The sequence below is a fragment of the Type-D symbiont of Plautia stali genome, assembly GCF_001485335.1.
In the GTDB taxonomy this organism is placed as follows: Bacteria; Pseudomonadota; Gammaproteobacteria; order Enterobacterales; family Enterobacteriaceae; genus Pantoea; species Pantoea vagans_C.
In genome coordinates, this window is record NZ_BBOC01000088.1 from 1 (window position 1) to 22,544 (window position 22,544).

Consider the following 22,544-nt stretch of genomic DNA (forward strand, 5'->3'; position numbering starts at 1 on the left):
AAGGCGCTGCCGTATGGCTCGCTGGGGGATGTCGAGAAAATGGTACCGCTGGTGCGCCTGGCGCGTGAACTGGGGGCGGACATCATCAAAGCCGATCCCACCGAGAATATCGACGACTTTCATCGTGTAGTTGAAGCGGCACGTTGCCCTACGCTGGTGCGCGGTGGCGGCAAAGGCGAACTGGGTGGCGTACTGGCAAAAAGTGCCGCGCTGATGGCGCAAGGGGCCAGCGGTATGGTGTATGGCCGCAACGTCTATCAGCACGATAATCCGTCGCGCGTGGTGAAAGCGCTCTTGGCCATCATCCATCAGGGTGCCAGCGGCCCAGATGCACTGGAAATCTATCAGCAGGGTTAAGCCTTACCTGCACCGGCGCTTAAGCGGTGCGCCGTCTTCGCCAGAAAAACGGAGTCGGAAATGAGTCAAATTCTTGGCATAGATGCCGGTAACACCATGATCAAAGCGGTACTGTTTGATCTTAGTGGTCGTGTGCTGTCAGTGGCAGAGTGCGCCGGTGAAACGCATCAACCACAGGAGGGTTACGCTGAGCGTCCGGTAGAAGATATCTGGCACGGCGTGAGCCAGGCGGTGAGCCGCTGCCTGCAACAGGCCGGAACTGATGCGCGAGAAGTGATTGCAGTGGGTGCCGCAGGCCATGGTAATGGGTTGTATGCATTGGATAAACAGCAACAGCCGCTGTTTGGTATTCAATCGATTGATCATCGCGCCATGGATACCGTGCAGGCGCTGGAAGCCAGTGGCGCGGATAAAGCAATCTATCAGTTATCGCTTCAGAAGCCGTGGCCCGCAGCCACACCGGTACTGATCAGTTGGATCAAACAGCATCAGCCGGATCGTTGGGCGCAACTCGGCCATGTGCTTTGCGCCAAAGATGTGATTGCGCATTTTCTCAGTGGCGCCATTAGCGCGGATTACTCCGATGCCGCTGGCGCCGGGCTGATTGACTACCGGCAACGCGATTACAGCCCGCAACTGATGGCGTTGTACGGAATTGAAGATGCTCTCACCCTGCTGCCACCCCTGCGTGAATCCTGTGATGTGGTCGGCCATGTTACCGTTCGCGCATCGCAACTGACCGGGTTACCGGCGGGTATTCCGGTGGTGGCGGGGATTTTCGATGTGGTAGCCAGCGCCATCGGCTCAGGCGTGGTGCAAACCGGTGACGCCTCAATAGTGGCGGGCACCTGGAGCATCAATCAGGTGGTGGTCGATAAACCTGATTATTTGCGCCCGGTGTTTATGAATTCGATCATCGAAAAAGACCGCTTTATGGCCATTGAGGCCAGCGCCACCTCGGCCGCCAATCTGGACTGGTTTCTACGTGAATTCGACGATGGCCGCAGCGGTCATGGCGCGGCCCGCAGCAGTGACACGGTCGCGCATGTCGAACTGAATACGCAGCTGCCGCTCTATCACCCCTACCTCTACTCCGGTCGCAAATCTGAACCTGCCAAAGCCGGTTTTTACGGTCTGGGCGGCTGGCACACCCGCGCAGATATGCTGTTTGCGCTGTTTGAAGGCGTGACGTTTGCGCATCGGGCACACATCGATCGCCTACGGGCAGCAGGCATTCCTTTCACCCATGCGACGCTTTCGGGTGGTGCGGCACGCAGTTGCATCTGGCCGCAGATGTTTGCCGATGTGCTGGGTATTCCCATTCGTGTAGCCGAGTGCAAAGAAACCGGTGCTTTAGGCGCCGCACTTTGTGCTGGTGTGGGTGTCGGCGTTTGGCCCAATCTGGCCGCTGCGGTAAAACAAGCGGTACAGATTACGCCCGGCGAACTGTTGCCCAGACCTGAACGTTTTGCCTTTCACGATGCACGGTATCGGATATTTAAAAAGCTCGAACTGGCGATGAGCGAAACGTGGCGCGAAGTTGGCTAATTTTACTGGTTTATTTTCAGCCGAGTGGTAATAGTGGCTGTTTCGTCAACGCAATAAGGATATCCCGTGCAAATCAATCAACTGCCGTTTGGTATTACCGACTGGAGCACCATCGAAAGCGAAACCCACCCCGGCGACGTAGGCTATGCCCTGTGGCGCACACAACGCTTTGGCGACATTCGCGTGCGCATGGTCGAGTATTCCACCGGGTATGTTGCTGACCATTGGTGCAGTAAAGGCCACATTCTGCTGTGCCTGGAAGGTGAAATGGTGACAGAACTGGAAGATGGTCGCACCTTCACCCTGACGCCAGGTGTCAGCTATCAGGTGGCGGATAACGCCGAGGCGCATCGATCTTCTACTCGCCAGGGTGCCAAACTTTTCATTGTTGATTGACTTCAGGCTGCTCAAAAAATGACAAGTCACGCGAACTGATGTACACTTGATGCATTACAATGTTCAAGTGAACATCGTCAGGAGGTTACATGTCTATGACATCTGCACTCAATCATACTCGTGGCGCGCGTGTGTTTGACCCTTCGCTGATCCCCCATGCTGACCCGTCATTTATGGATCAAATGGGGCTTCCCCGAAACCGATTGCAGGCACATAAGCTCATTACCGAAGGAATTGATGTCGGTATTGTGGTGCGCGCCGCAACAATTCTTAAAGCGACACCGATTGATGTGGCACAAATGGTGTCTATTGATCGTAATACCTATCGTCGGCGTGAGAAATCCGGCAGCCAACTTTCCGTTGACCAGGGCGCGCGCATCTATCAGGTATTTGAAGTACTGGATGCCGTCATTCACCTGTTTGGCGGCGATCCCGAAGTGGCGATGCAGTGGATGTATCAACCCGCACTGGCGCTGGATGGGGCGCAACCCATGGAAATGCTGAGCACGCCAGCAGGTTGCGACGCCATACTCACCTTGACGGGTCGCCTGGAACATGGAGTGATTGTGTAATGCCACAACGGAAGGAACCGGCTGAATCAACACGTATGTTTTATCGTTTAGTGAAAGAAGAATATGTAAGCCAGGCATTTAACGGTTATGGCGCGGAAAAATGGGGCGGCCGCTGGAATCCACCGGGTACCAAAGCGGTCTACCTCAGCAGTTCCAGAGCGTTAGCATTGCTGGAAACGGTGGTGCATGCAGGTAAAACACTGCTGGAACAGAATCGATTTGTGATCTTCACCCTGACGATCCCAGAGAGTGAAATCATTGCGCTGGATAGCAGCAAACTGCCGCGAGGCTGGGAGAAGTATCAGCAACAGGAAGCGACACAAGCCATCGGCGCGGCCTTTCTCAATCTGGAAAGTGGCTATCCGCTGCTGATGACCGTGCCGAGTATTTTAACCGGAGAAGATAACGCCCTTTTCAACCCCGATCATCCCTCTGCGGCGGACATCATCGCACACGCCACATCAACACCTTTTACCATCGATCGGCGTATCAAAGAATAGACTCAGGGCGCGCGAGGCACGCCCTGTAAGCATTATTTCGCCATCGCGTAGGCTGCGGTGAGGTCCACACGCTGCCAGAAGGATTGCTCAGTATTGCCCGACAACGGATAACCGTTTGGCAGCGCCGTTTTCACCATCAGGTTGCGGATCTGTGCATCAGACAGATGCGGCATGGCGGTTTTCAGCAAAATCTCCGCACCTTGCGGAACCTGTACCGGCGTGTTTTTCACATCCGCTTTTGGCAGGTTATAGCTCATGGTGAAGCGATAGAACGTCTTCATGTCTGGCGAACGATACGGATCATCTTTACCCGCTGTACGTGCACATTCAGCCAGCGAGGTGCCACACTCTTTCTCCAGTGCGGTGCGCAATTGGTCACGCGCTTCTTTGAACAGTACCTGGTAACGGGCATCGTTGAGGTAAGTGGCCACGTTGCGCTCTGCCACCATACGTGAACCCATCACATCCAGTGGGTAATGCACCCCCAATACCAGACGCGAATAACCATAGCGTGCACCGCGTGTCACCAGCGCTTCAAAACGTTCTGGCACCATTTCGGCCATTAATAAGGCATCGGTATAGCCGGTGTTGGTATGGCCGCTGGGGAAGGATCCGCCGTCAGCGGTATAGCGCACATTGTCTTTCACCACGACGTCATCGGGTACCAAATGGATAGTGTTGCCTTCGTGTAAGAAGGGACGAGGATAATTAAAATGTTTTTTGGCGGCGCTGGTGCTGACTTCACTGGCTTTGATCAGCGCAGCGGCTTTGCCGATTTCGCCTTTGTCATAGGCCGCCAGGAATGCTTTGCCGAGGCGTGGCCCCATGGCATCAGACAGGAAATAGAGGCTGCTGATGGCTTCAGCATCCTGCAACGCCTGGTGACGCACATTCTGTGTGGCGTTGAGGTTGATGCTGGTCACGGTGGCGCGACTGGCGTCCAGTACGCTGGCTGGCAAGGTGCTGAATCCCGACAGCAGTGCGATGCCAGCCTGCTGGTTCTGCTTAGCCTTGAAATCATAGCCACTGCTTTTCAGCCAGGCTTTATCGGCTTGCGTGCTGGTTTGCTTGGCTTTTTCCAGCAAATCACGTTTGAGCGTGGCGCTGTCACCTTGCAGATATTTGCGCTCCGCCTGCAGCGACTGCTGCTCAAGCTGGGTGTAACCCGGTGTCGCACCGGTAGATGTCTGCGCTGCCAGTGCGGCGGCTTGTGGCAGTGTCGTCGCGTGTGCCTGCTGAGCCAGCAGTAAAACCGTTGCAATCAGTGTGTAGCGGGTTTTCATTATTTTCCCCTGTTATCAGAACATTACCTTGCCGGGGAAATACGCTAGCACCCTGTTATGACAGATTTATTTCAATTACTTGCACTGATTTGAACAGTTTTGTACGCAAATTTGTGCCAGCGAGCCACAACCGCCGCCGTTATCGTTTTTGCACTGTGATTGCTGCACGTAACAGTTCTGTTGACACGCAGAGAGATCACATTTTGCTGCTACCGGCGTCAGTTGTGCCACCGGTGCTTTGCGATCTGGCTGCCACGGGGTTTGCGCCAGAGCGCTGACGCTCAAAAATAAGGTAAAGGCCAGTATCCACTTCATGGTGAACTCCTCTTCGCAACGCTTTAAAGAGTATGACGCCTTCCCGAACAAATACCATGGTGAAACTTTCGATTCAGATAAAGTCGCGAAAAGCGCTTTTTAGGTGCATGGCTTTGCTCCATCACAGTGCATGCCTGATTGAATGCCTTTTGCATTAATTCATATTTATCATTAATTTAACCCACATCACTTCGAGTGCAATCATTGGTACAAAAGTTGCAATGATCTACCAGTAGACAAAGGAGACGGTGATGAAAGCGATTGTAATTGGAGCGGGTATTGGTGGCATGAGCGCGGCGATCGCGTTGGAGAAAGCGGGATTTGAGACGGCGGTATTTGAAGCAGTTAAAGAGATGAAACCTGTCGGTGCCGCCATCTCTATCTGGCCAAACGGCGTGAAGTGCCTGAATGCGCTGGGTATGAAAGAGCCGTTGCGCGCACTGGGCGGCAACATGGCATTCATGGCCTACAACGATGGGCACAGCGGTAACACCCTGACCCGTTTTAGCATGACGCCGCTGGTGCAAAAGGTGGGCGAATACCCTTACCCGGTGGCACGCGCTGAGCTGCAGGCGATGCTGATTGATACCTATGGTCGTTCGCGCATCCAATTTGGCAAACGCGTCACACAAGTCGAGCAAACCGATGCCGGTGTGACGGCATGGTTTGATGATGGCACACAAACCCACGGTGACTTCCTGATCGCTGCCGATGGCACGCACTCGGTGATCCGCCACTATGTGTTGGGTGAAAGCGTTGAGCGCCGCTATGCTGGCTATGTTAACTGGAACGGCTTGGTGACCATCGATGAAAGCATCGCCCCGGCCGACCAATGGACGACCTTTGTGGGCGAAGGTAAACGTGTTTCTCTGATGCCGGTCAGCGATAACCGCTTCTACTTCTTCTTTGATGTGCCCTTGCCTAAAGGCCTGCCAGAAGATCGTTCGACACTCAAAAACGATCTGCGCGGTTACTTCGAGGGCTGGGCCGATCCGGTGCAACGCCTGATAGACAACATTAACCCAGACACCACTAACCGCGTGGAAATTCACGATATCGAACCTTTTAGCCATTTTGTCAAAGGTCGCGTGGCGCTGCTGGGTGATGCGGCGCACAGCACCACACCTGATATCGGTCAGGGCGGTTGTGCGGCGATGGAAGATGCGGTGGTGCTGGCACAGACGCTGGCCTCGCACTCGTTAGGCATTGAAGATGCGCTCCTGCGCTACGAAGCGCGTCGCGTAGAGCGCACTAAAGACCTGGTGCTAAAAGCACGCAAGCGTTGTGATGTCACGCATGCGAAAGATGCGGAAGTTACCGCCGCGTGGTATGCAGACCTGAAAAATGAAACCGGCGAGCGGGTGCTGGCCGGTATGTGTGACACCATTGAAGGTGGACCGCTGGGTTAAGTACGATCGGGCGGCCTGAAGGTCGCCCCTACTCTAAGCCGCGATTTTTCAGCATTGGGCCAATCTCCGGTGCTTTACCGCGCCACGCCAGCCATAAATGCTGCAGATCGCTGCTGTTTCCACGGGAGAGAATGTGTTCCCGGAACTGTTGGCCATTTTCGCGGGTTAAGCCGCCTCGCTCCTCAAACGCCTGATAGCCATCATCGGCCAGCATCTGTGTCCAGATATAGGCGTAATAACCGGCGGCGTAGCCTCCTCCCCAAATATGACGGAAATAGCTGGAGCGATAGCGCGGCGGCACCGCTGCCAACGCGATGTTTTCTGCGGCCAACGCCTGAAGCTCGAAGTGGCTGACATCCTGCGGATTATCGTGGGTCGTCAGTGAATGCCACTGCAGATCAAGCAGCGCGGCGGCCAGCAACTCCGTCATGTCATAGCCTTTATTGAATTTAGAGGCCTTGACCATCTTTTCTCGCAGTTCGACCGGCATCGCTTCACCGCTCTGATAATGACGCGCATAGTTGGCAAAGACCGCTTCATGGCTGGCCCAGTGCTCGTTGATCTGCGAAGGAAACTCGACAAAATCACGCGGCGTATTGGTACCAGAGAGGCTCGGGTAGCGCTGCGTCGCGAATAAACCGTGCAAGGCGTGACCAAATTCATGGAACAGAGTGATCACCTCATCCCAGTTAATGAGTGCGGGTTGCCCTGGCTGCGGTTTGGTGTAATTACAGACGTTATAGATCACCGGTTGAGTGCCGAGCAGCGTGGTCTGATCGACGAAGTTGCTCATCCAGGCACCTCCGCTTTTATTGTCACGCTTAAACAGATCGGTGTAGAACAGCGCTAACGGAGCATCATCCGCATCAAAGATTTCGTATACGTTGACGTCAGGATGATAAACCGGCAAGTCGTGACGCTGCTCAAATCGGATACCAAACAGTTGGCTCGCCGACCAGAACACGCCTTTCTCCAGCACGCTGTTGAGTTCAAAGTAAGGGCGGATTTGGCTCTCATCCAGCGCATACTTCGCTTTACGTACCTGCTCAGCGTAGAAATTCCAGTCCCACGCACGCAGCGGGAAACTGTGGTGCTGCTGCTCAATCAATTGTTGGATGTCTGCCGCTTCACGCTCGGCACGTGCCCGGGCTGCTGGGACGATGTTGCGTATAAAATCAAACGCCGCATCCGGCGTCTTCGCCATCTGATCCTGCATGCTCCACTCAGCATAGGTGTTGAAGCCCAGCAGTTTCGCCTGTTCCGCGCGCAGCTGCGCCATACGTAAGACAATGGCGCGCGTGTCGTTATCATCGCCCTGTTCGCTTCGCGTCAGTGCTTGATTAAACAGCGCCTCACGCGTGGCGCGGACTTCAAGTGACTGCAATGCCGGTTGTTGCGTGGTGTTTTGCAACGGAATTAGCCACTCGCCGGCTAAGCCGCGCGCTTCGGCAGCGGCTTTGGCGTGCGCCAGTTCTTCTTCAGTCAATCCTGCCAACGCTGCGGGGCTGCTGACGGTATAGGCACCCGCTTTGGTGGCCGCCAGCAGTTTGTTGCCAAAGCGCGTACTCAGCGTAGCCAACTCTTGATTACAGGCACGCAACTGCTGTTTATCTGCATCACTCAGGCTGGCACCGGCGAGCTGGAACTGCTGCCAGGTGACCTCCACTAAGCGCATCGACTCGGCATCTGGGCACGCTGATCCACGATGCTGATAGACGCTGTCGAGACGAGCGAACAGCTGACTGTTGAGATGAATTTCATCGCTAAGCGCAGTGAGCTTTGGCGTGATTAACTCGTCAATCTCCTGCAGGCGATCGCTGGTATTGGCGGAGGTCATAGCACCGAACACCTTTTCAACGCGATTCAACAGTTGTCCGCAGCGCTCCAGCGCTTCGTAGGTATTGGCGAAGGTGGCAGGCTCAGGGTGGTTGGCAATCGCCGCGACTTCCTGACGCTTTTCTTCAATGCCCGCTTCCAGCGCAGGTAAAAATCCTCCTCCTGGATGAGGTCAAATGGCGGGGTTTGATACGGTAACGTACTGGCGGTGAAAAACGGATTTGCTCGTGAAGTCATTATCGCTCCTGATAATCAGCAACGCCGCAACCGGTGCGGCGGGATGTTTCTATCCTGGCAGCTTCAACGCCGCTCAACAACCGCCTTGCTGGCGCTGATACACACTAATGATCTCGCCAGCTACCGCTACTGCGATCTCAGCCGGCAATTTTCCTTTCACGTCCGGTAGACCTAACGGACAGCGCAATCTTTCCAGCGCGTCAGCGGCAATGCCCTTGCCCGACAGGCGATAGCGAAAACGTTGTGCCTTGGTGGCAGAGCCAATCACCCCGAGATAGCGAAAATCCCCGCGACGTAATATCGCTTCACTCAGCGCAAAATCCAGCGGATGGTCGTGTGTCATCACAATGAAATAGCTGTCAGGCGCAGCCTCTATAACGCAGTCGATCGGGTCTTCAACCTGACACACCGTGACACCTGGCGGAACCGCCCGAAACAGTGCGGCACGGCTATCAATCCAGGTGATTTTGCAGGGTAAGGTGGCCAACAGATTGACCAGCGCTTGCCCCACATGCCCCGCACCATATACCTGAATCTCAGGCTGCTGTTGCATTAGCGGCTCAAACAGCAGCGTGGCATGACCGCCACAGCACTGACCGAGACGCGCCGCCAGTGCGAACTCTTCGGTGCGCGGTTGCAGGCTACGTTGCTGCAGCATCTCTCGCGCCAGCGCAATACACTGGTATTCCAGATGGCCGCCACCAATGGTGAGAAAAGTGTCGCTGGCACTGACCACCATCTTGCAGCCGCTGTCACGCGGCACGGAACCCCGCTGGCTCAGCACGGTGATTAATACGCAGCTTTCACGCTGCTCTCGCAGCGCGTGCAATACGGCGATCCAGTCATGGTAAATCATCACTCGCTCCCGAGAGGCGCTGTACACCCCAGAAAACCCGCTCCGGTGTGGCTGGCGCATCCAGCTGTGGATGACGCCGATAGTTATCCACGCTGGCAACCGCATCCTGCAATGCGCACCATACCGCGATGCCCAACATAAACGGTGGTTCCCCAACGGCTTTCGAGTGGAAAACCGTGTCCTGTGGATTTTTGCGGTTCTCTACCAGCGTTACGCGCAGATCCTGTGGCACATCGCTGATCGCCGGAATCTTGTAACTCGCGGGGCCATCGGTGAGTAATTTTCCTTGGTCGTTCCATACCAACTCTTCGCAGGTTAACCAACCCATGCCCTGCACAAAGCCGCCCTCCACTTGCCCGATATCCAGCGCGGGGTTCAGAGAAGCGCCCACATCATGCAGAATATCCGCACGCAGCAGCCGATACTCGCCGGTAAGCGTGTCCACCAGCACTTCGCAGCACGCCGCGCCGTAGGCATAGTAATAGAAAGGTTTGCCGCGCCCGGCCTGACGATCGTAGTGAATGCCGGGCACTTTGTAGAAACCGGTGGCCGATAACGGCACCTGATTCAGCCAACCCTGCTGTGCCACCTGCGCAAAGGTAAAGTGCTGTCCCGGCACACGCACAATGCCATTGCTAAAGTGAACGTCATCAGCTGAACACTGGTGTAAGCGACACAGCATCTCGGTTAAGCGATCGCGTAATATCTGTGCGGCATTCTGCGCTGCTTTACCGTTGAGATCGGCCCCGCTGGAAGCAGCGGTCGGTGAAGTATTGGGGACTTTACCGGTATCGGTTGCCGTGACCTGAATCTGGCTGATATCAATTTGCAGCACCTCTGCCACAATCTGCGCCACCTTAGTATTCAAGCCCTGACCCATCTCCGTCCCGCCATGGTTCAGTTGCACCGTGCCATCGGTATAGATCAGGATGAGCGCTCCCGCCTGGTTGAGAAAGCTGGAGGTAAAGGAAATCCCAAACTTGACCGGCGTCAGAGCCAGGCCTCGTTTCATAAAGCGTTGGCTGGCGTTAAAGGCGGTGATCTCAGCGCGTCGTTGCGCATACTCACTGCTGGTTTCCAACTGCGCAGTCATCTCTTGCAGCAGGTTGTCTTCAACCTGCTGATGATAATGGGTAACATTGCGGTCGTGTTTGCCGTAGTAGTTGCGTTTGCGCAGTTCGAGCGGGTCAAGCCCACGTTCGCGGGCGATATGATCCATGATCTGCTCGATGGCTACCATCCCTTGTGGCCCACCGAAACCGCGATAGGCGGTGTTGGAGGCGGTATGGGTGCGACAGCGGTAACCGGTGATTAGCGCATCGCCAAGGTAATAGGCGTTATCTGCGTGGAACATCGCACGATCGACAATCGATCCGCTAAGATCGAGCGAATAACCGCAGTTGCCTGCCAGATCGATTTTGACACCGCAAAAAATGCCCTGATCGTCAAAGCCGACATCGTAACGCACATAGAAAGGATGGCGCTTACCGGTGATGCGCATATCATCCCGGCGTGCGAGGCGCATTTTCACTGGCCGACGCAACTGCCGGGCTGCAATGGCACATAAGCACGCCACGCCGGCCGCTTGCGTTTCTTTCCCCCCAAAGCCCCCACCCATTCGGCGCATATCAATGGTGACTTTGTTCATGGTGATATTCATCACTTCAGCCACCAGCTTTTGCACTTCCGTGGGGTTTTGCGTCGAGGAGTAAACCTGCAGCGTGTCATCCTCACCGGGGATCACCAGCGCAACCTGGGTTTCCAGATAAAAATGCTCCTGACCACCTATGTGAAACTCGCCCTGAATACGATGTGGCGCACGCGCCAGCGCGGAATCCACATCACCACGCTGGTGAATATGCGGCTGTTGTACGAAGTGCTGTTTCTCCAGCGCTTCACGCACATCAAGAATGGCGGGCAGAGGCTGATATTCAATAATTGCCGCCGCTGCGCCCGCACGCGCCGCTTCCGGGGAGTCTGCTGCCACCGCAATCACGATTTGTCCCAGATATTCGACGCTATCTTGCGCCAGCAACGGATCGCCTGGTTCAAGCGGACCGACATCGTTCAGTCCGGGCACATCGCGCCACGTCAGCACGCTGACCACGCCGGGGATCGCATAGCAGGGCTGCACATCGATATGTGTGATGCGGGCATGTGCATGTTCACTCAAGCGCGGGCAAAGATGCAGTAAGCCCGGCAAGTCGGGTTTGTCATCGATGTAACAAGCTTCGCCGGTGACATGTTTGTCGGCACTTTCATGCTTTTGACTGCGTCCGACACCGGTTTTCATCTCAGTAGCGAACTGGCTTTTCAGCAGCGTTTCGGTCAGCTCGGGTCGGTTATGAGACATAACGCGCCACCTCCGTGATAGTCAGTTCGCCCGTGATCTGGGCGTAATAGCGGCGCAAGAGATTGCGCGCCACCTGCAAGCGATAGTCTGCGCTGGCGCGAAAATCGCTCAAGGGCTGAAAATCCTGACTGAGTGCAGCGCAGGCTTTTTCGATACTGGCTTGATTTAATGGCATCCCATTCAACGCGTCTTCAGCAGCCAGAGCACGTTTTGGGGTGGCGGCCATGCCACCAAAGCCCAGTCGTGCTTGCTCTACCACGCCGTCTTCCACCTGAATGTTGATGGCGACAAACACCGCAGAGATATCATCATCCAGTCGTTTAGCCACCTTCCATGCGCTAAAGTCATGTGACACCGTCACTTTTGGAATGATGATGGAGTGAATAAACTCCCCCGCCTGCAGCACCGTTTGCCGATAGCCGATGAAGAACTGGTCGAGTGGCACCTCACGCATCACTTTTCCTTTCTGCAGGGCCAAACGCGCATTCAACGCCAGCAGCATCGGCGCACAGTCGCCAATCGGTGAAGCATTACCGATGTTGCCGCCCAGCGTGCCCTGATTGCGAATTTGCAGTGACGCAAAACGCTCCAGTGTGGCGCTAAAAGCCGGGATTTTGTCGGTCAGGAAGTGGTAACAGAGATGCAGCGGCGCGGCCGCTCCCAGCCGGAACGTGTCCTCATCTTCGCTGCACTCGGCTAATTCCTGCACCTGCTCTAAGGCGATCAACAATGGCAGACGTTGATACTGCTGGGTAATTTGCAAAGTCAGATCAGTGCCGCCCGCCAGCAAACGCGCGTCAGGATGCTGCTCATACAGCGCGGCTAACTGCGCCAGCGTTTTTGGCACAAAACAGCGGCTGCCGTTGGCTTCAAGGGTTTGCACTTCTGTGTTGTTCAATGCCTGAAGCCGCTGTACCAGCGCGGTTTCATCAGCTGTAAATGCATCTGCTACTGGCTGCTCACACGCCTGCTGCGCCGCTGCCATAATCGGTCGATAGCCGGTACAGCGGCACAGATTGCCCGCCAGCGCCTGTTCGGCATGGTGCGGATTCCAACCTTGACTGTTTTTTTGCAAGGTAAACATGGACATGATAAACCCCGGCGTACAATAACCGCATTGCGAGCCGTGGCAATCCACCATGGCCTGCTGCACACTGTGCAGTTCACGCCCCTGCTTGAGATCTTCTACGGTAATCAACTGTTTGCCTTGTAAACTGCTCACCAGTGTCAGGCAACTGTTGACCGTTTGATACTGCATGCGCCCCGCTACCACTTTACCCAGCGTTACCGTGCAGGCACCACAGTCTCCTGACGCGCAACCTTCCTTGGTGCCGCGCCGCTGCTGCTGATTGCGCAGGTAATTGAGCACCGTGAGATTGGGGTCTAAAGCCGTCTCGGTGATCAGGCGGTTGTTGAGCAGAAACTGGATCATGCGGTTATCTCCTCGCCATGCCGCTGCCAGACGGGTTTGCCACTCAGCCAGGTTTGGGCAATATTGCGGTCATCGCCCAGCGTCATCATGACAAACAGGCGTTCCCAGATGTCTTTACTGTTGGCACTGCGTAATTTTTGCAGCGGTGACACCGCCGGATCGAGCACCACAAAATCGGCCTCTTTGCCGGGATTGAAGTTACCAATTTTGTCATCTAAATCGAGCGCATGCGCCCCGCCCAGTGTGGCGTGGTAGAAGGCTTCACAGGCACTGAGTCGGTATTGTTGCAACTGCCCAACTTTGTAAGCCTCCCCCAGGGTTTGCAGCATATTAAAAGTGGTACCTGCGCCGACATCGGTTCCGATACCCATGCGCACACCCTGCTGCCAGCAGCGTTTGATGTTGAACAACCCGCTGCCGAGGAACAGATTGGAGGTGGGGCAGAATGCGATGGAGGAATCGGTATCGTGCAGGCATTGCCATTCGCGATCTTCCAGATGCAGGCAATGCGCAAACACACTGCGCTTACCGGTCAGTTGATGCTGGTGATACACATCAAGGTAGCCGTCGTGCTCTGGGAACAATTCGTTCACCCAGGCAATTTCCTGCTGGTTCTCACTGAGGTGTGTGTGCAGCCAGGTGTCAGGGAACTCTTCACGCAGCTGACGTACCTTCTCCAGCAGCGCCGGTGATGACGTTGGCGCGAAGCGCGGCGTCAATGCATAACTAAGCCGACCACGCTGGTGCCAGCGCTCAATCAGTTCCCGGGTATGCTGATAACTCTCTTCGGGGGTTTCAGTCAGATACTCTGGCGCGTTGCGATCCATCATCACCTTGCCAGCAATCAATCGCATATCGAGCTTTTCCGCCGCGCTGAACAAGGCGTCAACGGACTGTTTATGAACGGTGCCAAACACCAGCGCACTGGTGGTGCCATTCGCCAAGAGCTGCTGCAAGAAGAAGGTGGACATCTGCGCAGCGTGGTCCGGGCAGTGATATTGGCTCTCGACCGGGAAAGTGTATTGGTTCAGCCACTCCAGTAGCTGCTCGCCAAAGGCTCCAATCATCTCTGTTTGCGGATAGTGGATGTGGGTGTCGACAAAGCCCGGCACGATGAGTTTACCGCGCAGATCGATCACCTGAGCGGCATCAACGCGCCCTTCAGCGATCTCCCAACTTTCCAGCGCGACCACTTTGCCATCACGCAGCGTTAGTAGGCCATCTTCGAGATAGCGTGCATTGGCCGCAATCTCATCGGGCTGTGCAGCCAGGGCGGTGAAGTCAAAGAAGCTGGCGCGCAGCAGGGTTTCAGAGGCGTAAGGCATAAAAGTTCCTTGATACATGTCATTGCAGATAATTGCCTTGAAAGTTAATTGCAAGGGACATGCCAAAGCTTAGAACAAAAAATACTGTTCTATTTCAATAAAATAGGTGACTTTTGTTGAATTTGAGGGCAGGATCAATTCGCAAACGAATGCGCAACCGTTTGCTGACAATGGCAAACGGTTGCTATTGGTGATGAAAGTGTAAATCGCAGAGATAACGTAGTAAGACCCGTGATTTTTTGCGCAATACCGGTGCAATAGCGCACTCTTTTTGTGCACGAAGAATCCTGCAACACACCAGTCAGGCTTTTCATGAGCATGGTGTCAGGGTTAATGCTAAGGTGTGGCAGAGAACCTGAAATCGTTTAAGGAACAGTGAGATGATTATTTTTGTTACCGGCGCTACTGCTGGTTTTGGTCAAAGTATCACCCGCCGCTTCATTGCTACAGGTCACAAGGTGATCGCCAGCGGACGCCGCGCTGAGCGTTTAAAAGAGCTGAAAGATGAGCTTGGCGACAATCTGTATACCGTTCAGTTGGATGTGCGCAATCGTGCTGCTATCGATGAAGCCATTGCAGCTCTGCCCGCTGAGTGGCGCGATATTGATGTGCTGGTGAACAACGCTGGCCTGGCGTTGGGTGTTGAACCGGCGCACAAAGCCAATATCGAAGACTGGGAAAATATGATCGACACCAACAACAAAGGCTTGGTGTACATGACTCGCGCGGTACTGCCTGCCATGGTGGAGCGCAATGTTGGTCATATCGTCAACATTGGCTCCATCGCGGGGAGCTGGCCTTACCTGGGCGGTAACGTGTATGGCGCAACCAAGGCCTTCGTCCGTCAGTTCAGCCTCAACCTGCGCACTGATTTACACGGCACGGCGCTGCGTGTTACCGATATTGAGCCTGGTTTAGTAGGTGGCACCGAGTTCTCCAACGTGCGTTTCAAAGGTGACGATGGTCGCGCCGATGCGGTTTACGAAGGCACTACCGCACTGACCGCGGAAGACGTGACTGAAGCCGTTTACTGGGTAACCACCCTGCCTAAACACGTTAACATCAATACATTAGAGATTATGCCCGTGGCCCAGACCCTCGCGGGTTTGAAAGTGCATAAAGGCTAAACGATGCCCAAGGGCGCACTGCCGTGTGCCCTATGCGCGACCCCATCCCGTGACGATAATCAGCATCCCGCAGAATGCCACCAGCGCGCCAACCCAATCCCAGGTACTGAGCTTTACGCCATCCACCACGCGCAGCCAGATGAGTGCTGTCATCACGTAGACACCGCCGTAGGCCGCGTACACACGTCCACTGGCGGCCGGGTGCAACGTCAGCAGCCAGACAAACAGGGCGAGGCTCGCAGCAGCAGGGATCAATAACCATGCTGTCATGCCTTTCTTCAACCACAGCCACGGCAAGAAACAGCCAACAATTTCGGCAATCGCAGTGATAAAAAACAGCAACGTGGTTTTCACCAGCATAAAAATGTTCACTCCAGGTTAAACAAACGGCTCACCGCTGGTGAGTAAAGAAGCAGCGATGATATACTAACGCCCATGGTTGTGACAGCCGACCAAGCGGCTGTGCTGGTGTTAACTTAAGGAAATGACAATGAAAAATCTGTTTTCTGCCCTGCTGGCTGCCGTATTGACTTCCAGCGTGCTGCTGACCGCGCCATTGGCTGTGGCTAAAACTGACCGCGTGATCATTGAAGATGGTAACAGTGCTGCCAGCAATGAAGCGGCACGTCAAAGCCAGCAACAATGGAATGACACGAAAAATCTGCGCGGTAAGGTCAATACGCGTGTGGAGAAAGAGTTTGATAAAGCGGACAAAGCTTTTGATACCCGTGACGCCTGTGAAAAGAGCTACAACGTGAACGCCTATTGGGAACCCAATACCCTACGTTGCCTTGATCGCCGCACTGGGCGTACTGTCGCACCTTAATTCGCTGTTGCTGCTATAGTTTTCATGGGAATTCAGAACCAAGGAGAGTGTGATGAAAAAACGTAATGCCGTTGTATTGATGGCGATGCTGGCCCTGCCAGTATTGGCCCAAGCATCCTGTGAAAGCGTTAAAGCCGATATCAGTAAGAAGATTGTTAATAATGGCGTGGCCGAATCGGACTTCTCGCTGGATATCGTCCCCAATGACCAGGCCGATCAGGCTGGCGGTCAGGTGGTGGGCCACTGCGAGAATGATACTCAGAAAATCGTCTACAAGAAGAATGGCCGTGATGCGGAAAGCAATGTTCCGGCCAGCGCAGGCAGCTCACAAGATACCCCTGCACAGTAATGCTTACCGGGCGGCACTCAGCCGCCCTTTTCTATTCGGCTTCCGGCCTTTGGCGTGGCATCAGCCATGCAATCCACAGTGTCAGCATGGCAATCAGCAGCGCGACCACAAACACCCAATGCAGTGACGTGGCAATCTGACCAATCCAGTTATGCAGCGTGCCTTCCGGCAGTGCCTGACGGCTCTCATGCGACATGATTTTTTGCATCGGATCGTCAGCCTGCGGCAGACGCAGTGCAAGGTTGAAATTCAGCACCGCTCCCATCAGCGCCGTGCCCACCGCCGAACCCAGCATGCGGCTAAACATGATTGATGCAGTACAGATGCCGCGAATTTCGTAGTGCGCATGGTTCTGCACCGAGACCAGGAAAGTGGTGCTGGTCATACCCATGCCAGTGCCAATCACAAATGCCGTGAACCCCGCCTGCATAATTGAGCTGTCGGCGCGTAACAACAGCAACAGTGCACTGCCCGCGATGAGTAAAAAGGCCCCCAGTTGAGCAGTGAAGCGATACGAGGTGACCAGCATTAATCTGCCACTGAGGGTACTCGCCAGCGGCCAGCCAATGGACATCATCGCCAGCGCACTTCCCGCCTGCAACGGCGTGCCACCGTTAATTCCTTGGATCCACGTTGGCAGAAAAGCGCTGATGCCCATCATGGTGGCGCCAATAATCAGATTTCCGGCATTGCCCGCCACAATCAATCGGCTACGCCAGATGGCCAAGGGAAACAGCGGCGCGGCAGCACGCTGTTCGTGCTGCTTCAATTGCCAGCCGGCCAACAGCGCTAATAGCAGAAATGCCAACAGCCAGTAACCCAGTGCATCCGCTTGTAACAGCGCCACCAACAGTGCCGTGACGCAGATCATCAGCCAGCAGCTGCCGGTGAGATTGAGCTTCGCGCCTGTGTGATGTTCGCGCGCGGGCAGGAATTTTGCCAACAGAAAGATGGAGAACAAACCGATCGGCACATTTATCCAGAAAATGACTGACCAATTAAAATGCTGTACCAGCCAGGCGCCACTTAAGGGTCCGATGATGGCCGCCACGCCCCACACGCTTGAAAGCCAACCCTGCACGCTGGCGCGTTCGCGGGGTGAGTAGATATCGGCCACGATGGTGGTGGTGAGCGGCATAATCGCCCCGGCACCCAGGCCCTGAAACGCACGGAACAGAATCAGCCACGTCATGGTATGCGCAAACCCGCACAGCACCGAACCGATGAGAAACAGCGAGACACCAATGAAAAATAACCGTTTCCGCCCCCACATATCCGCCAGTCGACCGTATAAAGGTACGCTCACGGCCTGAGTCAGCAGATAGATAGAGAATACCCAGCCGAACTGCGAAAAACCGCCAAGTTCAGCAATGATCGTAGGCATAGCGGTAGCAACGATGGTGACTTCGATCGCCGCCATAAACATGGCTAACATGCAGGCGATGAGGATCCAGTGGCGATGTTCCGTATTCAATTGTGCAGTTTCAGTCATACGTCTCCCTTTTTTACCTTCAAGGCTAGCTGATTTTCCACCAGATGAGTTTCCTCTGCGTGCTTCCATTTGTGACAACGTCACCCATATCGATGAATTTTTTTTATTGTTGGATGATGCCTTATTTCATGCGGGTTCACCGCATTTTCGCCTCTTTTCTATCTGCCTGATTTTAACGTAAAAACTGGCGCATTACGGTAAGCATTGCTATAGCTTTTAAAGCCTCTTTCCAGTTATTCACTGAGAAAGAAGTCAGAAAGAGTCATTTTATCTGCATTTTGACAGGGTGAAGGATTTTCGTACGCAACGTCTTAGGCGTTACGCTGACATCCTGAGAATGGCACCACCATATCAAACGAATTTTTGAATCAGGGAGACACTTGCATGCAAAATGCATCGCTCGTCCGCCGAACCGGGCTGGCACTGCTGGCCATTGTTGCGGTGATTGCGCTGCTGGTTTGGGGCATCGGACTCAATACCCTGCGTGACCGTAAAGAAGACCTGATTTACCTGGGTCAGCAGCATCTATTTTTGGTTTTCTGGTCGATGTTCTTCGCACTGCTGGTCGGCATTCCCAGCGGGATCTTACTGAGTCGCCCCTTTGCTCGCCGTTGGGCTGAGTATGTGATGCAGATTTTCAATGTCGGTAATACCCTGCCTCCGCTTGCCGTATTGGCGCTGGCGATGGTGATTGTCGGCATTGGTGATCGTCCGGCATTGATCGCCCTGTTCCTCGCTTCATTACTACCGATTGTGCGCAATACCTATGCCGGCTTAAGCGCGGTGCCGCCGTCGCTGATTGAAGCCGCCAACGGTATCGGCATGACCAAATTCCAACGTTTGATGCAGGTGGAAATCCCCAATGCCTTGCCGGTCATTCTGGCTGGTGTGCGTATCGCCACAGCGATTAACGTGGGTACTGCGCCGCTGGCATTTCTGATTGGTGCCAGCAGCTATGGCGAACTGATTTTCCCTGGCATCTATCTCAATGACTTCCCAACCCTGATCCTCGGTGCAGTGGCAACAGCGCTGTTTGCCCTGATCCTCGATATGCTGCTGGCAGCATTGGGACGTTTCCTCAGCCCGCACTCTGCGGCTTAACACAAGGAGCTAAGTGATGGGTAAGATGCATTGTTTAACACGCTGGGCCAGGCACACTGCGCTGGCACTGGCCGCCACACTGGCTATCAGCCAGACCGCTGCGGCAGCCACACCGATTGTCATGGCCACCAAGAGCTTTACCGAACAGCACATTCTTTCCGCGATGACGGTAATGTGGCTACAGAAGAAGGGTTTTCAGGTGGTGCCGAAAACCAATATCGCCACCACCATTGGTCGCAATGCGATGATCAATAAACAGATTGATATGACCTGGGAGTACACCGGTACGTCTCTTATCATCTTTAATCACATCAATAAACCGATGTCCTCTGAAGAAGCCTATAAAACGGTGAAACAGCTTGATGCCAAACTCGGTTTAATCTGGCTCGATCCTGCGCCCATGAACAACACCTACGCTTTTGCTATGACGCGTGCCCGCGCTGACAAAGAGGGTATCAGCACCATGTCGCAGCTGGTGGCGAAGCTGGAAGAGATACGCAAGAACGATCCCGATCATAACTGGAAGCTGGGGCTGGATTTGGAGTTCTCTGGACGTTCCGATGGCCTGAAACCGCTGCAGAAAGCCTACAACATGCCGCTGGATCGCCCGCAAATTCGTCAGATGGACCCCGGCCTAGTCTATAACGCTGTGCGTGATGGCTTTGTCGATGCGGGCTTGATTTACACCACCGATGGTCGCGTAAAAGGCTTTGAACTCAAAGTTCTGGAAGATGACAAACACTTCTTCCCAAGTTACAACGTCACGCCAGTGGTGCGCCAAGACGTACTCGACAGCCATCCCGGCCTGGAAGCGGCACTGAATCAACTCTCGCCTTTAATCACTGATGAAGCGATTACCGAGATGAACAAACGTGTCGATATTGATCACCAGTCCCCTGAGCAGGTGGCGCGTGATTTCCTGAAATCTAAAAACCTGCTGTAAGGAGGCATCATGGATACTTTGCATTACATGATGGGCAATTGGCATACCTTGATGGCTCTGACCTGGCAGCATACCTGGTTGGTGCTGGTGGCGGTCGGATGCGCCATCATCGTTGGCGTCCCTCTGGGCATTTTGATTGTGCGATTTAAATGGCTGGCTACCCCGATTCTTGGCATTGCCACTATTGTGCTCACCATTCCTACCATCGCCCTGTTTGGCCTGATGATCCCCCTGTTCTCGATGATTGGTCAGGGCATTGGTGCGCTCCCCGCCATTTGTGCGGTGTTTCTCTACTCGTTACTGCCGATTGTGCGCAACACCCACACAGCACTGGAGAATTTGTCGCCGGGTTTGCGCGAAGCAGGTCGCGGCATTGGCATGACCTTCTGGCAGCGCTTGCGCTGGGTCGAAATCCCTATGGCATTGCCAGTGATTTTTGGCGGCATTCGTACTGCGGTGGTGATGAACGTTGGCGTAATGGCGATCGCCGCCGTGATTGGCGCAGGCGGTCTGGGTCTGCAACTGCTTGATGGCATTAGCGGCAGCGACGTGCGCATGTTAATTGCGGGCGCACTGATGATTTGTTTGTTAGCAATTGTACTTGATTGGCTACTGCACCGTTTGCAGTCGGCGCTGACTCCTAAGGGGATTCGATAATGATAAAGCTGGAAAACCTGACGAAAACCTTTACGCAGAAGAACGGCACGTCCTTTAACGCCGTCGATAACGTTAGCCTGGAAGTGCCCGCCGGTGAGATGTGTGTGCTACTCGGCCCTTCTGGCTGTGGCAAAACCACCACCTTAAAAATGATTAACCGTTTGATCCCAGCCAGCAGCGGCAAGATTATGATTAACGGTGAAGATACCAGCGGACAAGATACCGTGACGCTGCGTCGTAATATTGGCTACGTCATCCAACAGATTGGTCTGTTCCCGAACATGACCATTGAAGAGAACATTACGGTAGTACCGCGCATGCTGGGCTGGGATAAGAAGCGCTGCCGTGAGCGTGCGACCGAGTTGATGAGCATGGTGGCACTGGACCCAACTAAATTTCTCCACCGCTATCCGCGTGAGATGTCGGGTGGACAGCAGCAGCGTATCGGCGTGATCCGTGCATTGGCCGCTGATCCACCGGTGTTGCTGATGGATGAGCCTTTCGGTGCCGTCGACCCGATTAACCGTGAAGTGATTCAGAATGAATTTCTGGAGATGCAGCGTCAGTTGAAAAAGACCGTGATGCTGGTGAGCCACGATATTGATGAAGCACTGAAACTGGGTGACCGTATTGCGGTATTTGGTCAGGGTAAGATTGTGCAGTGCGCGAGCCCAGATGAATTACTGGCAAAACCGGCCAATGATTTTGTCGGTTCGTTTGTCGGACAGGACCGTACCCTGAAGCGCCTGCTGTTAGTCCAGGCGGGAGATGTTACCGATCAGCAGCCGACCATTACCGTGCAGCGCAGCACCCCACTGCTCGATGCTTTTGCCACCATGGATGACAATGATATGCGTTCTGTCACTGTGGTTGATGAAGACGGTAAGCCACTGGGCTTTGTGAAACGCCGCGAAGCACGAGGTGCAACCGGCCGCTGCGAGGAGATGCTGCATACCTTTAAGGTGACAGGGAAAGCGGAGGAGAATCTGCGTGTGGTACTCTCCAAGTTGTATGAGCACAACACCGTGTGGATGCCGATCGTCGACGAGGAAGGTCGTTACAGTGGTGAGATTTCACAGGACTATATCGCGGATTATCTGAGTTCCGGACGCACGCGCCGCCGTTTGAATCCGTAGTGGTGTGAATTCGGTTGTACCAAAATGCGCACCCTACAAAATGCGCGCACGATGGTTGTCGGGTCGCCATAAATGGCGTAATGCTCGTTAGTTAAGAACTCAGGCTGCTTATTGATAAGTTGCCTTTCTTTTCTGTGCGGGCTCTGCCGCCTCTGCTGCCCCCTCTGGGCCGTCCTCGCGCCGCAAAGCGGTACCTTCGACTTCCACGTCGTGCCGGACGGACCGTTCGCGGATGACCATCCATGGTCGGCCGCGAACTGCCCCACGCCTCCCCGCGTGGGGCTCCTGGCCCAACGTAAAAGTCTCAGCGCTGCGGATAGCCCTGAGGGGGCGTCAGAGCTTCAGGCAATGTGCCCTTTTTGACAACCCGCACTGAAGCTAATGAGCTGGCTGGGGCCGCATCGGGGCAGGCATCCGCAGCGCTGAACGGAGTGAGTCTGCCAGGAGAGCCCGCAGGACGCGGGCGAAAGGTGGCGCTGGAACATGGATGTTCC

General features: G+C 54.6%; 20 protein-coding genes and 3 pseudogenes. 13 read left to right on the forward strand and 10 right to left on the reverse strand.

The window, feature by feature from the left end; all coding sequences use genetic code 11:
* From PSSD_RS21505 to PSSD_RS21525, 5 genes and pseudogenes are all read left to right on the forward strand, one after another.
* Positions 1 to 357: pseudogene (locus tag PSSD_RS21505) on the forward strand (aldolase); the annotation flags it as partial.
* Between the two features lie 60 nt (positions 358 to 417).
* The gene (locus tag PSSD_RS21510; RefSeq protein ID WP_058973629.1) at positions 418 to 1,905 is read left to right on the forward strand and encodes an FGGY-family carbohydrate kinase; all 1,488 of its coding nucleotides are present in this window, start codon (positions 418 to 420) and stop codon (positions 1,903 to 1,905) included.
* A gap of 66 nt (positions 1,906 to 1,971) precedes the next feature.
* Positions 1,972 to 2,301, forward strand: a complete 330-nt coding sequence (locus tag PSSD_RS21515; protein WP_058973630.1) for a DHCW motif cupin fold protein — start codon at positions 1,972 to 1,974, stop codon at positions 2,299 to 2,301.
* A gap of 89 nt (positions 2,302 to 2,390) precedes the next feature.
* Positions 2,391 to 2,873, forward strand: coding sequence for an Xre family toxin-antitoxin system antitoxin (locus PSSD_RS21520; protein WP_039336167.1), 483 nt, complete (start codon positions 2,391 to 2,393; stop codon positions 2,871 to 2,873).
* The gene (locus PSSD_RS21525) at positions 2,873 to 3,373 is read left to right on the forward strand and encodes an RES family NAD+ phosphorylase (RefSeq protein ID WP_058973631.1); all 501 of its coding nucleotides are present in this window, start codon (positions 2,873 to 2,875) and stop codon (positions 3,371 to 3,373) included. Before PSSD_RS21520 ends, PSSD_RS21525 begins: the two co-directional genes overlap by 1 nt.
* 32 nt (positions 3,374 to 3,405) lie before the next feature.
* Here the strand turns inward: PSSD_RS21525 and PSSD_RS21530 are convergent, their stop codons facing one another.
* Both PSSD_RS21530 and PSSD_RS21535 read right to left on the reverse strand, forming a co-directional pair.
* On the reverse strand, positions 3,406 to 4,656 hold the full coding sequence (locus PSSD_RS21530; protein WP_058973632.1) for an acid phosphatase: 1,251 nt from the start codon (positions 4,654 to 4,656) through the stop codon (positions 3,406 to 3,408).
* Between the two features lie 75 nt (positions 4,657 to 4,731).
* Positions 4,732 to 4,971 carry a hypothetical protein gene (locus tag PSSD_RS21535; RefSeq protein ID WP_058973633.1) on the reverse strand — a complete coding sequence of 80 codons (240 nt, stop codon included), beginning with the start codon at positions 4,969 to 4,971 and terminating at the stop codon, positions 4,732 to 4,734.
* A gap of 251 nt (positions 4,972 to 5,222) precedes the next feature.
* On the opposite strand from PSSD_RS21535, the gene hpxO reads away from it, so the two are divergent.
* On the forward strand, positions 5,223 to 6,380 hold the full coding sequence (gene hpxO, locus PSSD_RS21540) for an FAD-dependent urate hydroxylase HpxO (RefSeq protein WP_058973634.1): 1,158 nt from the start codon (positions 5,223 to 5,225) through the stop codon (positions 6,378 to 6,380).
* Positions 6,381 to 6,408: 28 nt separating this feature from the next.
* Here hpxO and dcp read toward each other — a convergent pair.
* The 5 genes and pseudogenes from dcp to guaD form a co-directional block, all read right to left on the reverse strand.
* Positions 6,409 to 8,453: pseudogene (gene dcp / locus PSSD_RS21545) on the reverse strand (peptidyl-dipeptidase Dcp).
* A gap of 73 nt (positions 8,454 to 8,526) precedes the next feature.
* On the reverse strand, positions 8,527 to 9,309 hold the full coding sequence (gene xdhC, locus PSSD_RS21550) for a xanthine dehydrogenase accessory protein XdhC (protein WP_039336155.1): 783 nt from the start codon (positions 9,307 to 9,309) through the stop codon (positions 8,527 to 8,529).
* On the reverse strand, positions 9,296 to 11,662 hold the full coding sequence (xdhB, locus tag PSSD_RS21555) for a xanthine dehydrogenase molybdopterin binding subunit (RefSeq protein WP_058973635.1): 2,367 nt from the start codon (positions 11,660 to 11,662) through the stop codon (positions 9,296 to 9,298). The genes xdhC and xdhB overlap by 14 nt, the downstream gene beginning before the upstream one ends.
* A complete protein-coding gene (xdhA, locus tag PSSD_RS21560) occupies positions 11,652 to 13,094 on the reverse strand; it encodes a xanthine dehydrogenase small subunit (RefSeq protein WP_058973636.1) in 1,443 nt (480 codons plus the stop codon). The genes xdhB and xdhA overlap by 11 nt, the downstream gene beginning before the upstream one ends.
* On the reverse strand, positions 13,091 to 14,419 hold the full coding sequence (guaD, locus tag PSSD_RS21565; protein WP_058973637.1) for a guanine deaminase: 1,329 nt from the start codon (positions 14,417 to 14,419) through the stop codon (positions 13,091 to 13,093). Before guaD ends, xdhA begins: the two co-directional genes overlap by 4 nt.
* Before the next feature lie 380 nt (positions 14,420 to 14,799).
* Between guaD and ydfG the strand changes: the two genes are divergently transcribed.
* Positions 14,800 to 15,546: a bifunctional NADP-dependent 3-hydroxy acid dehydrogenase/3-hydroxypropionate dehydrogenase YdfG gene (ydfG, locus tag PSSD_RS21570; RefSeq protein WP_039336147.1), complete on the forward strand. Its 747-nt coding sequence runs from the start codon at positions 14,800 to 14,802 to the stop codon at positions 15,544 to 15,546.
* Between the two features lie 30 nt (positions 15,547 to 15,576).
* Here the strand turns inward: ydfG and PSSD_RS21575 are convergent, their stop codons facing one another.
* The gene (locus PSSD_RS21575) at positions 15,577 to 15,906 is read right to left on the reverse strand and encodes a YnfA family protein (protein WP_197063370.1); all 330 of its coding nucleotides are present in this window, start codon (positions 15,904 to 15,906) and stop codon (positions 15,577 to 15,579) included.
* 130 nt (positions 15,907 to 16,036) lie between these two features.
* Here PSSD_RS21575 and PSSD_RS21580 point away from each other — a divergent pair, with 130 nt between their 5' ends.
* Entirely contained in the window at positions 16,037 to 16,372 is a 336-nt protein-coding gene (locus PSSD_RS21580) for a DUF1283 family protein (protein WP_039336145.1), read from the forward strand.
* Positions 16,373 to 16,424: 52 nt separating this feature from the next.
* A complete protein-coding gene (locus PSSD_RS21585) occupies positions 16,425 to 16,721 on the forward strand; it encodes a DUF1161 domain-containing protein (protein WP_058973638.1) in 297 nt (98 codons plus the stop codon).
* A gap of 31 nt (positions 16,722 to 16,752) precedes the next feature.
* Here PSSD_RS21585 and PSSD_RS21590 read toward each other — a convergent pair whose 3' ends face one another.
* Positions 16,753 to 18,213: an MDR family MFS transporter gene (locus tag PSSD_RS21590; RefSeq protein ID WP_058973639.1), complete on the reverse strand. Its 1,461-nt coding sequence runs from the start codon at positions 18,211 to 18,213 to the stop codon at positions 16,753 to 16,755.
* 384 nt (positions 18,214 to 18,597) lie between these two features.
* Between PSSD_RS21590 and PSSD_RS21595 the strand changes: the two genes are divergently transcribed.
* From PSSD_RS21595 to osmV, 4 genes are read left to right on the forward strand one after another with little or no spacing between them, the layout of a single operon-like run.
* A complete protein-coding gene (locus tag PSSD_RS21595; protein ID WP_058973640.1) occupies positions 18,598 to 19,314 on the forward strand; it encodes an ABC transporter permease in 717 nt (238 codons plus the stop codon).
* Positions 19,315 to 19,339: 25 nt separating this feature from the next.
* On the forward strand, positions 19,340 to 20,257 hold the full coding sequence (locus PSSD_RS21600) for a glycine betaine ABC transporter substrate-binding protein (RefSeq protein WP_197063371.1): 918 nt from the start codon (positions 19,340 to 19,342) through the stop codon (positions 20,255 to 20,257).
* Positions 20,258 to 20,266: 9 nt separating this feature from the next.
* Positions 20,267 to 20,914: an osmoprotectant ABC transporter permease OsmW gene (osmW, locus tag PSSD_RS21605; protein WP_039336137.1), complete on the forward strand. Its 648-nt coding sequence runs from the start codon at positions 20,267 to 20,269 to the stop codon at positions 20,912 to 20,914.
* Positions 20,914 to 22,050, forward strand: coding sequence for an osmoprotectant ABC transporter ATP-binding protein OsmV (gene osmV / locus PSSD_RS21610; protein ID WP_058973641.1), 1,137 nt, complete (start codon positions 20,914 to 20,916; stop codon positions 22,048 to 22,050). The genes osmW and osmV overlap by 1 nt, the downstream gene beginning before the upstream one ends.
* Before the next feature lie 304 nt (positions 22,051 to 22,354).
* Here osmV and PSSD_RS28190 read toward each other — a convergent pair.
* Positions 22,355 to 22,544 (reverse strand): annotated as a pseudogene (locus PSSD_RS28190) (hypothetical protein); the annotation flags it as partial.

Bases quoted from the DNA above. Each gene is read 5' to 3' on its own strand.
- xdhC (WP_039336155.1), bottom strand. From the start codon at position 9,309: ATGATTTACCATGACTGGATCGCCGTATTGCACGCGCTGCGAGAGCAG.
- PSSD_RS21575 (WP_197063370.1), bottom strand. From the start codon at position 15,906: ATGCTGGTGAAAACCACGTTGCTGTTTTTTATCACTGCGATTGCCGAA.
- PSSD_RS21530 (WP_058973632.1), bottom strand. From the start codon at position 4,656: ATGAAAACCCGCTACACACTGATTGCAACGGTTTTACTGCTGGCTCAG.
- guaD (WP_058973637.1), bottom strand. From the start codon at position 14,419: ATGCCTTACGCCTCTGAAACCCTGCTGCGCGCCAGCTTCTTTGACTTC.
- PSSD_RS21590 (WP_058973639.1), bottom strand. From the start codon at position 18,213: ATGACTGAAACTGCACAATTGAATACGGAACATCGCCACTGGATCCTC.
- osmV (WP_058973641.1), top strand. From the start codon at position 20,914: ATGATAAAGCTGGAAAACCTGACGAAAACCTTTACGCAGAAGAACGGC.
- osmW (WP_039336137.1), top strand. From the start codon at position 20,267: ATGGATACTTTGCATTACATGATGGGCAATTGGCATACCTTGATGGCT.
- PSSD_RS21510 (WP_058973629.1), top strand. From the start codon at position 418: ATGAGTCAAATTCTTGGCATAGATGCCGGTAACACCATGATCAAAGCG.
- xdhB (WP_058973635.1), bottom strand. From the start codon at position 11,662: ATGTCTCATAACCGACCCGAGCTGACCGAAACGCTGCTGAAAAGCCAG.
- xdhA (WP_058973636.1), bottom strand. From the start codon at position 13,094: ATGATCCAGTTTCTGCTCAACAACCGCCTGATCACCGAGACGGCTTTA.
- PSSD_RS21535 (WP_058973633.1), bottom strand. From the start codon at position 4,971: ATGAAGTGGATACTGGCCTTTACCTTATTTTTGAGCGTCAGCGCTCTG.
- ydfG (WP_039336147.1), top strand. From the start codon at position 14,800: ATGATTATTTTTGTTACCGGCGCTACTGCTGGTTTTGGTCAAAGTATC.
- PSSD_RS21600 (WP_197063371.1), top strand. From the start codon at position 19,340: ATGCATTGTTTAACACGCTGGGCCAGGCACACTGCGCTGGCACTGGCC.
- hpxO (WP_058973634.1), top strand. From the start codon at position 5,223: ATGAAAGCGATTGTAATTGGAGCGGGTATTGGTGGCATGAGCGCGGCG.
- PSSD_RS21525 (WP_058973631.1), top strand. From the start codon at position 2,873: ATGCCACAACGGAAGGAACCGGCTGAATCAACACGTATGTTTTATCGT.
- PSSD_RS21595 (WP_058973640.1), top strand. From the start codon at position 18,598: ATGCAAAATGCATCGCTCGTCCGCCGAACCGGGCTGGCACTGCTGGCC.
- PSSD_RS21580 (WP_039336145.1), top strand. From the start codon at position 16,037: ATGAAAAATCTGTTTTCTGCCCTGCTGGCTGCCGTATTGACTTCCAGC.
- PSSD_RS21520 (WP_039336167.1), top strand. From the start codon at position 2,391: ATGTCTATGACATCTGCACTCAATCATACTCGTGGCGCGCGTGTGTTT.
- PSSD_RS21585 (WP_058973638.1), top strand. From the start codon at position 16,425: ATGAAAAAACGTAATGCCGTTGTATTGATGGCGATGCTGGCCCTGCCA.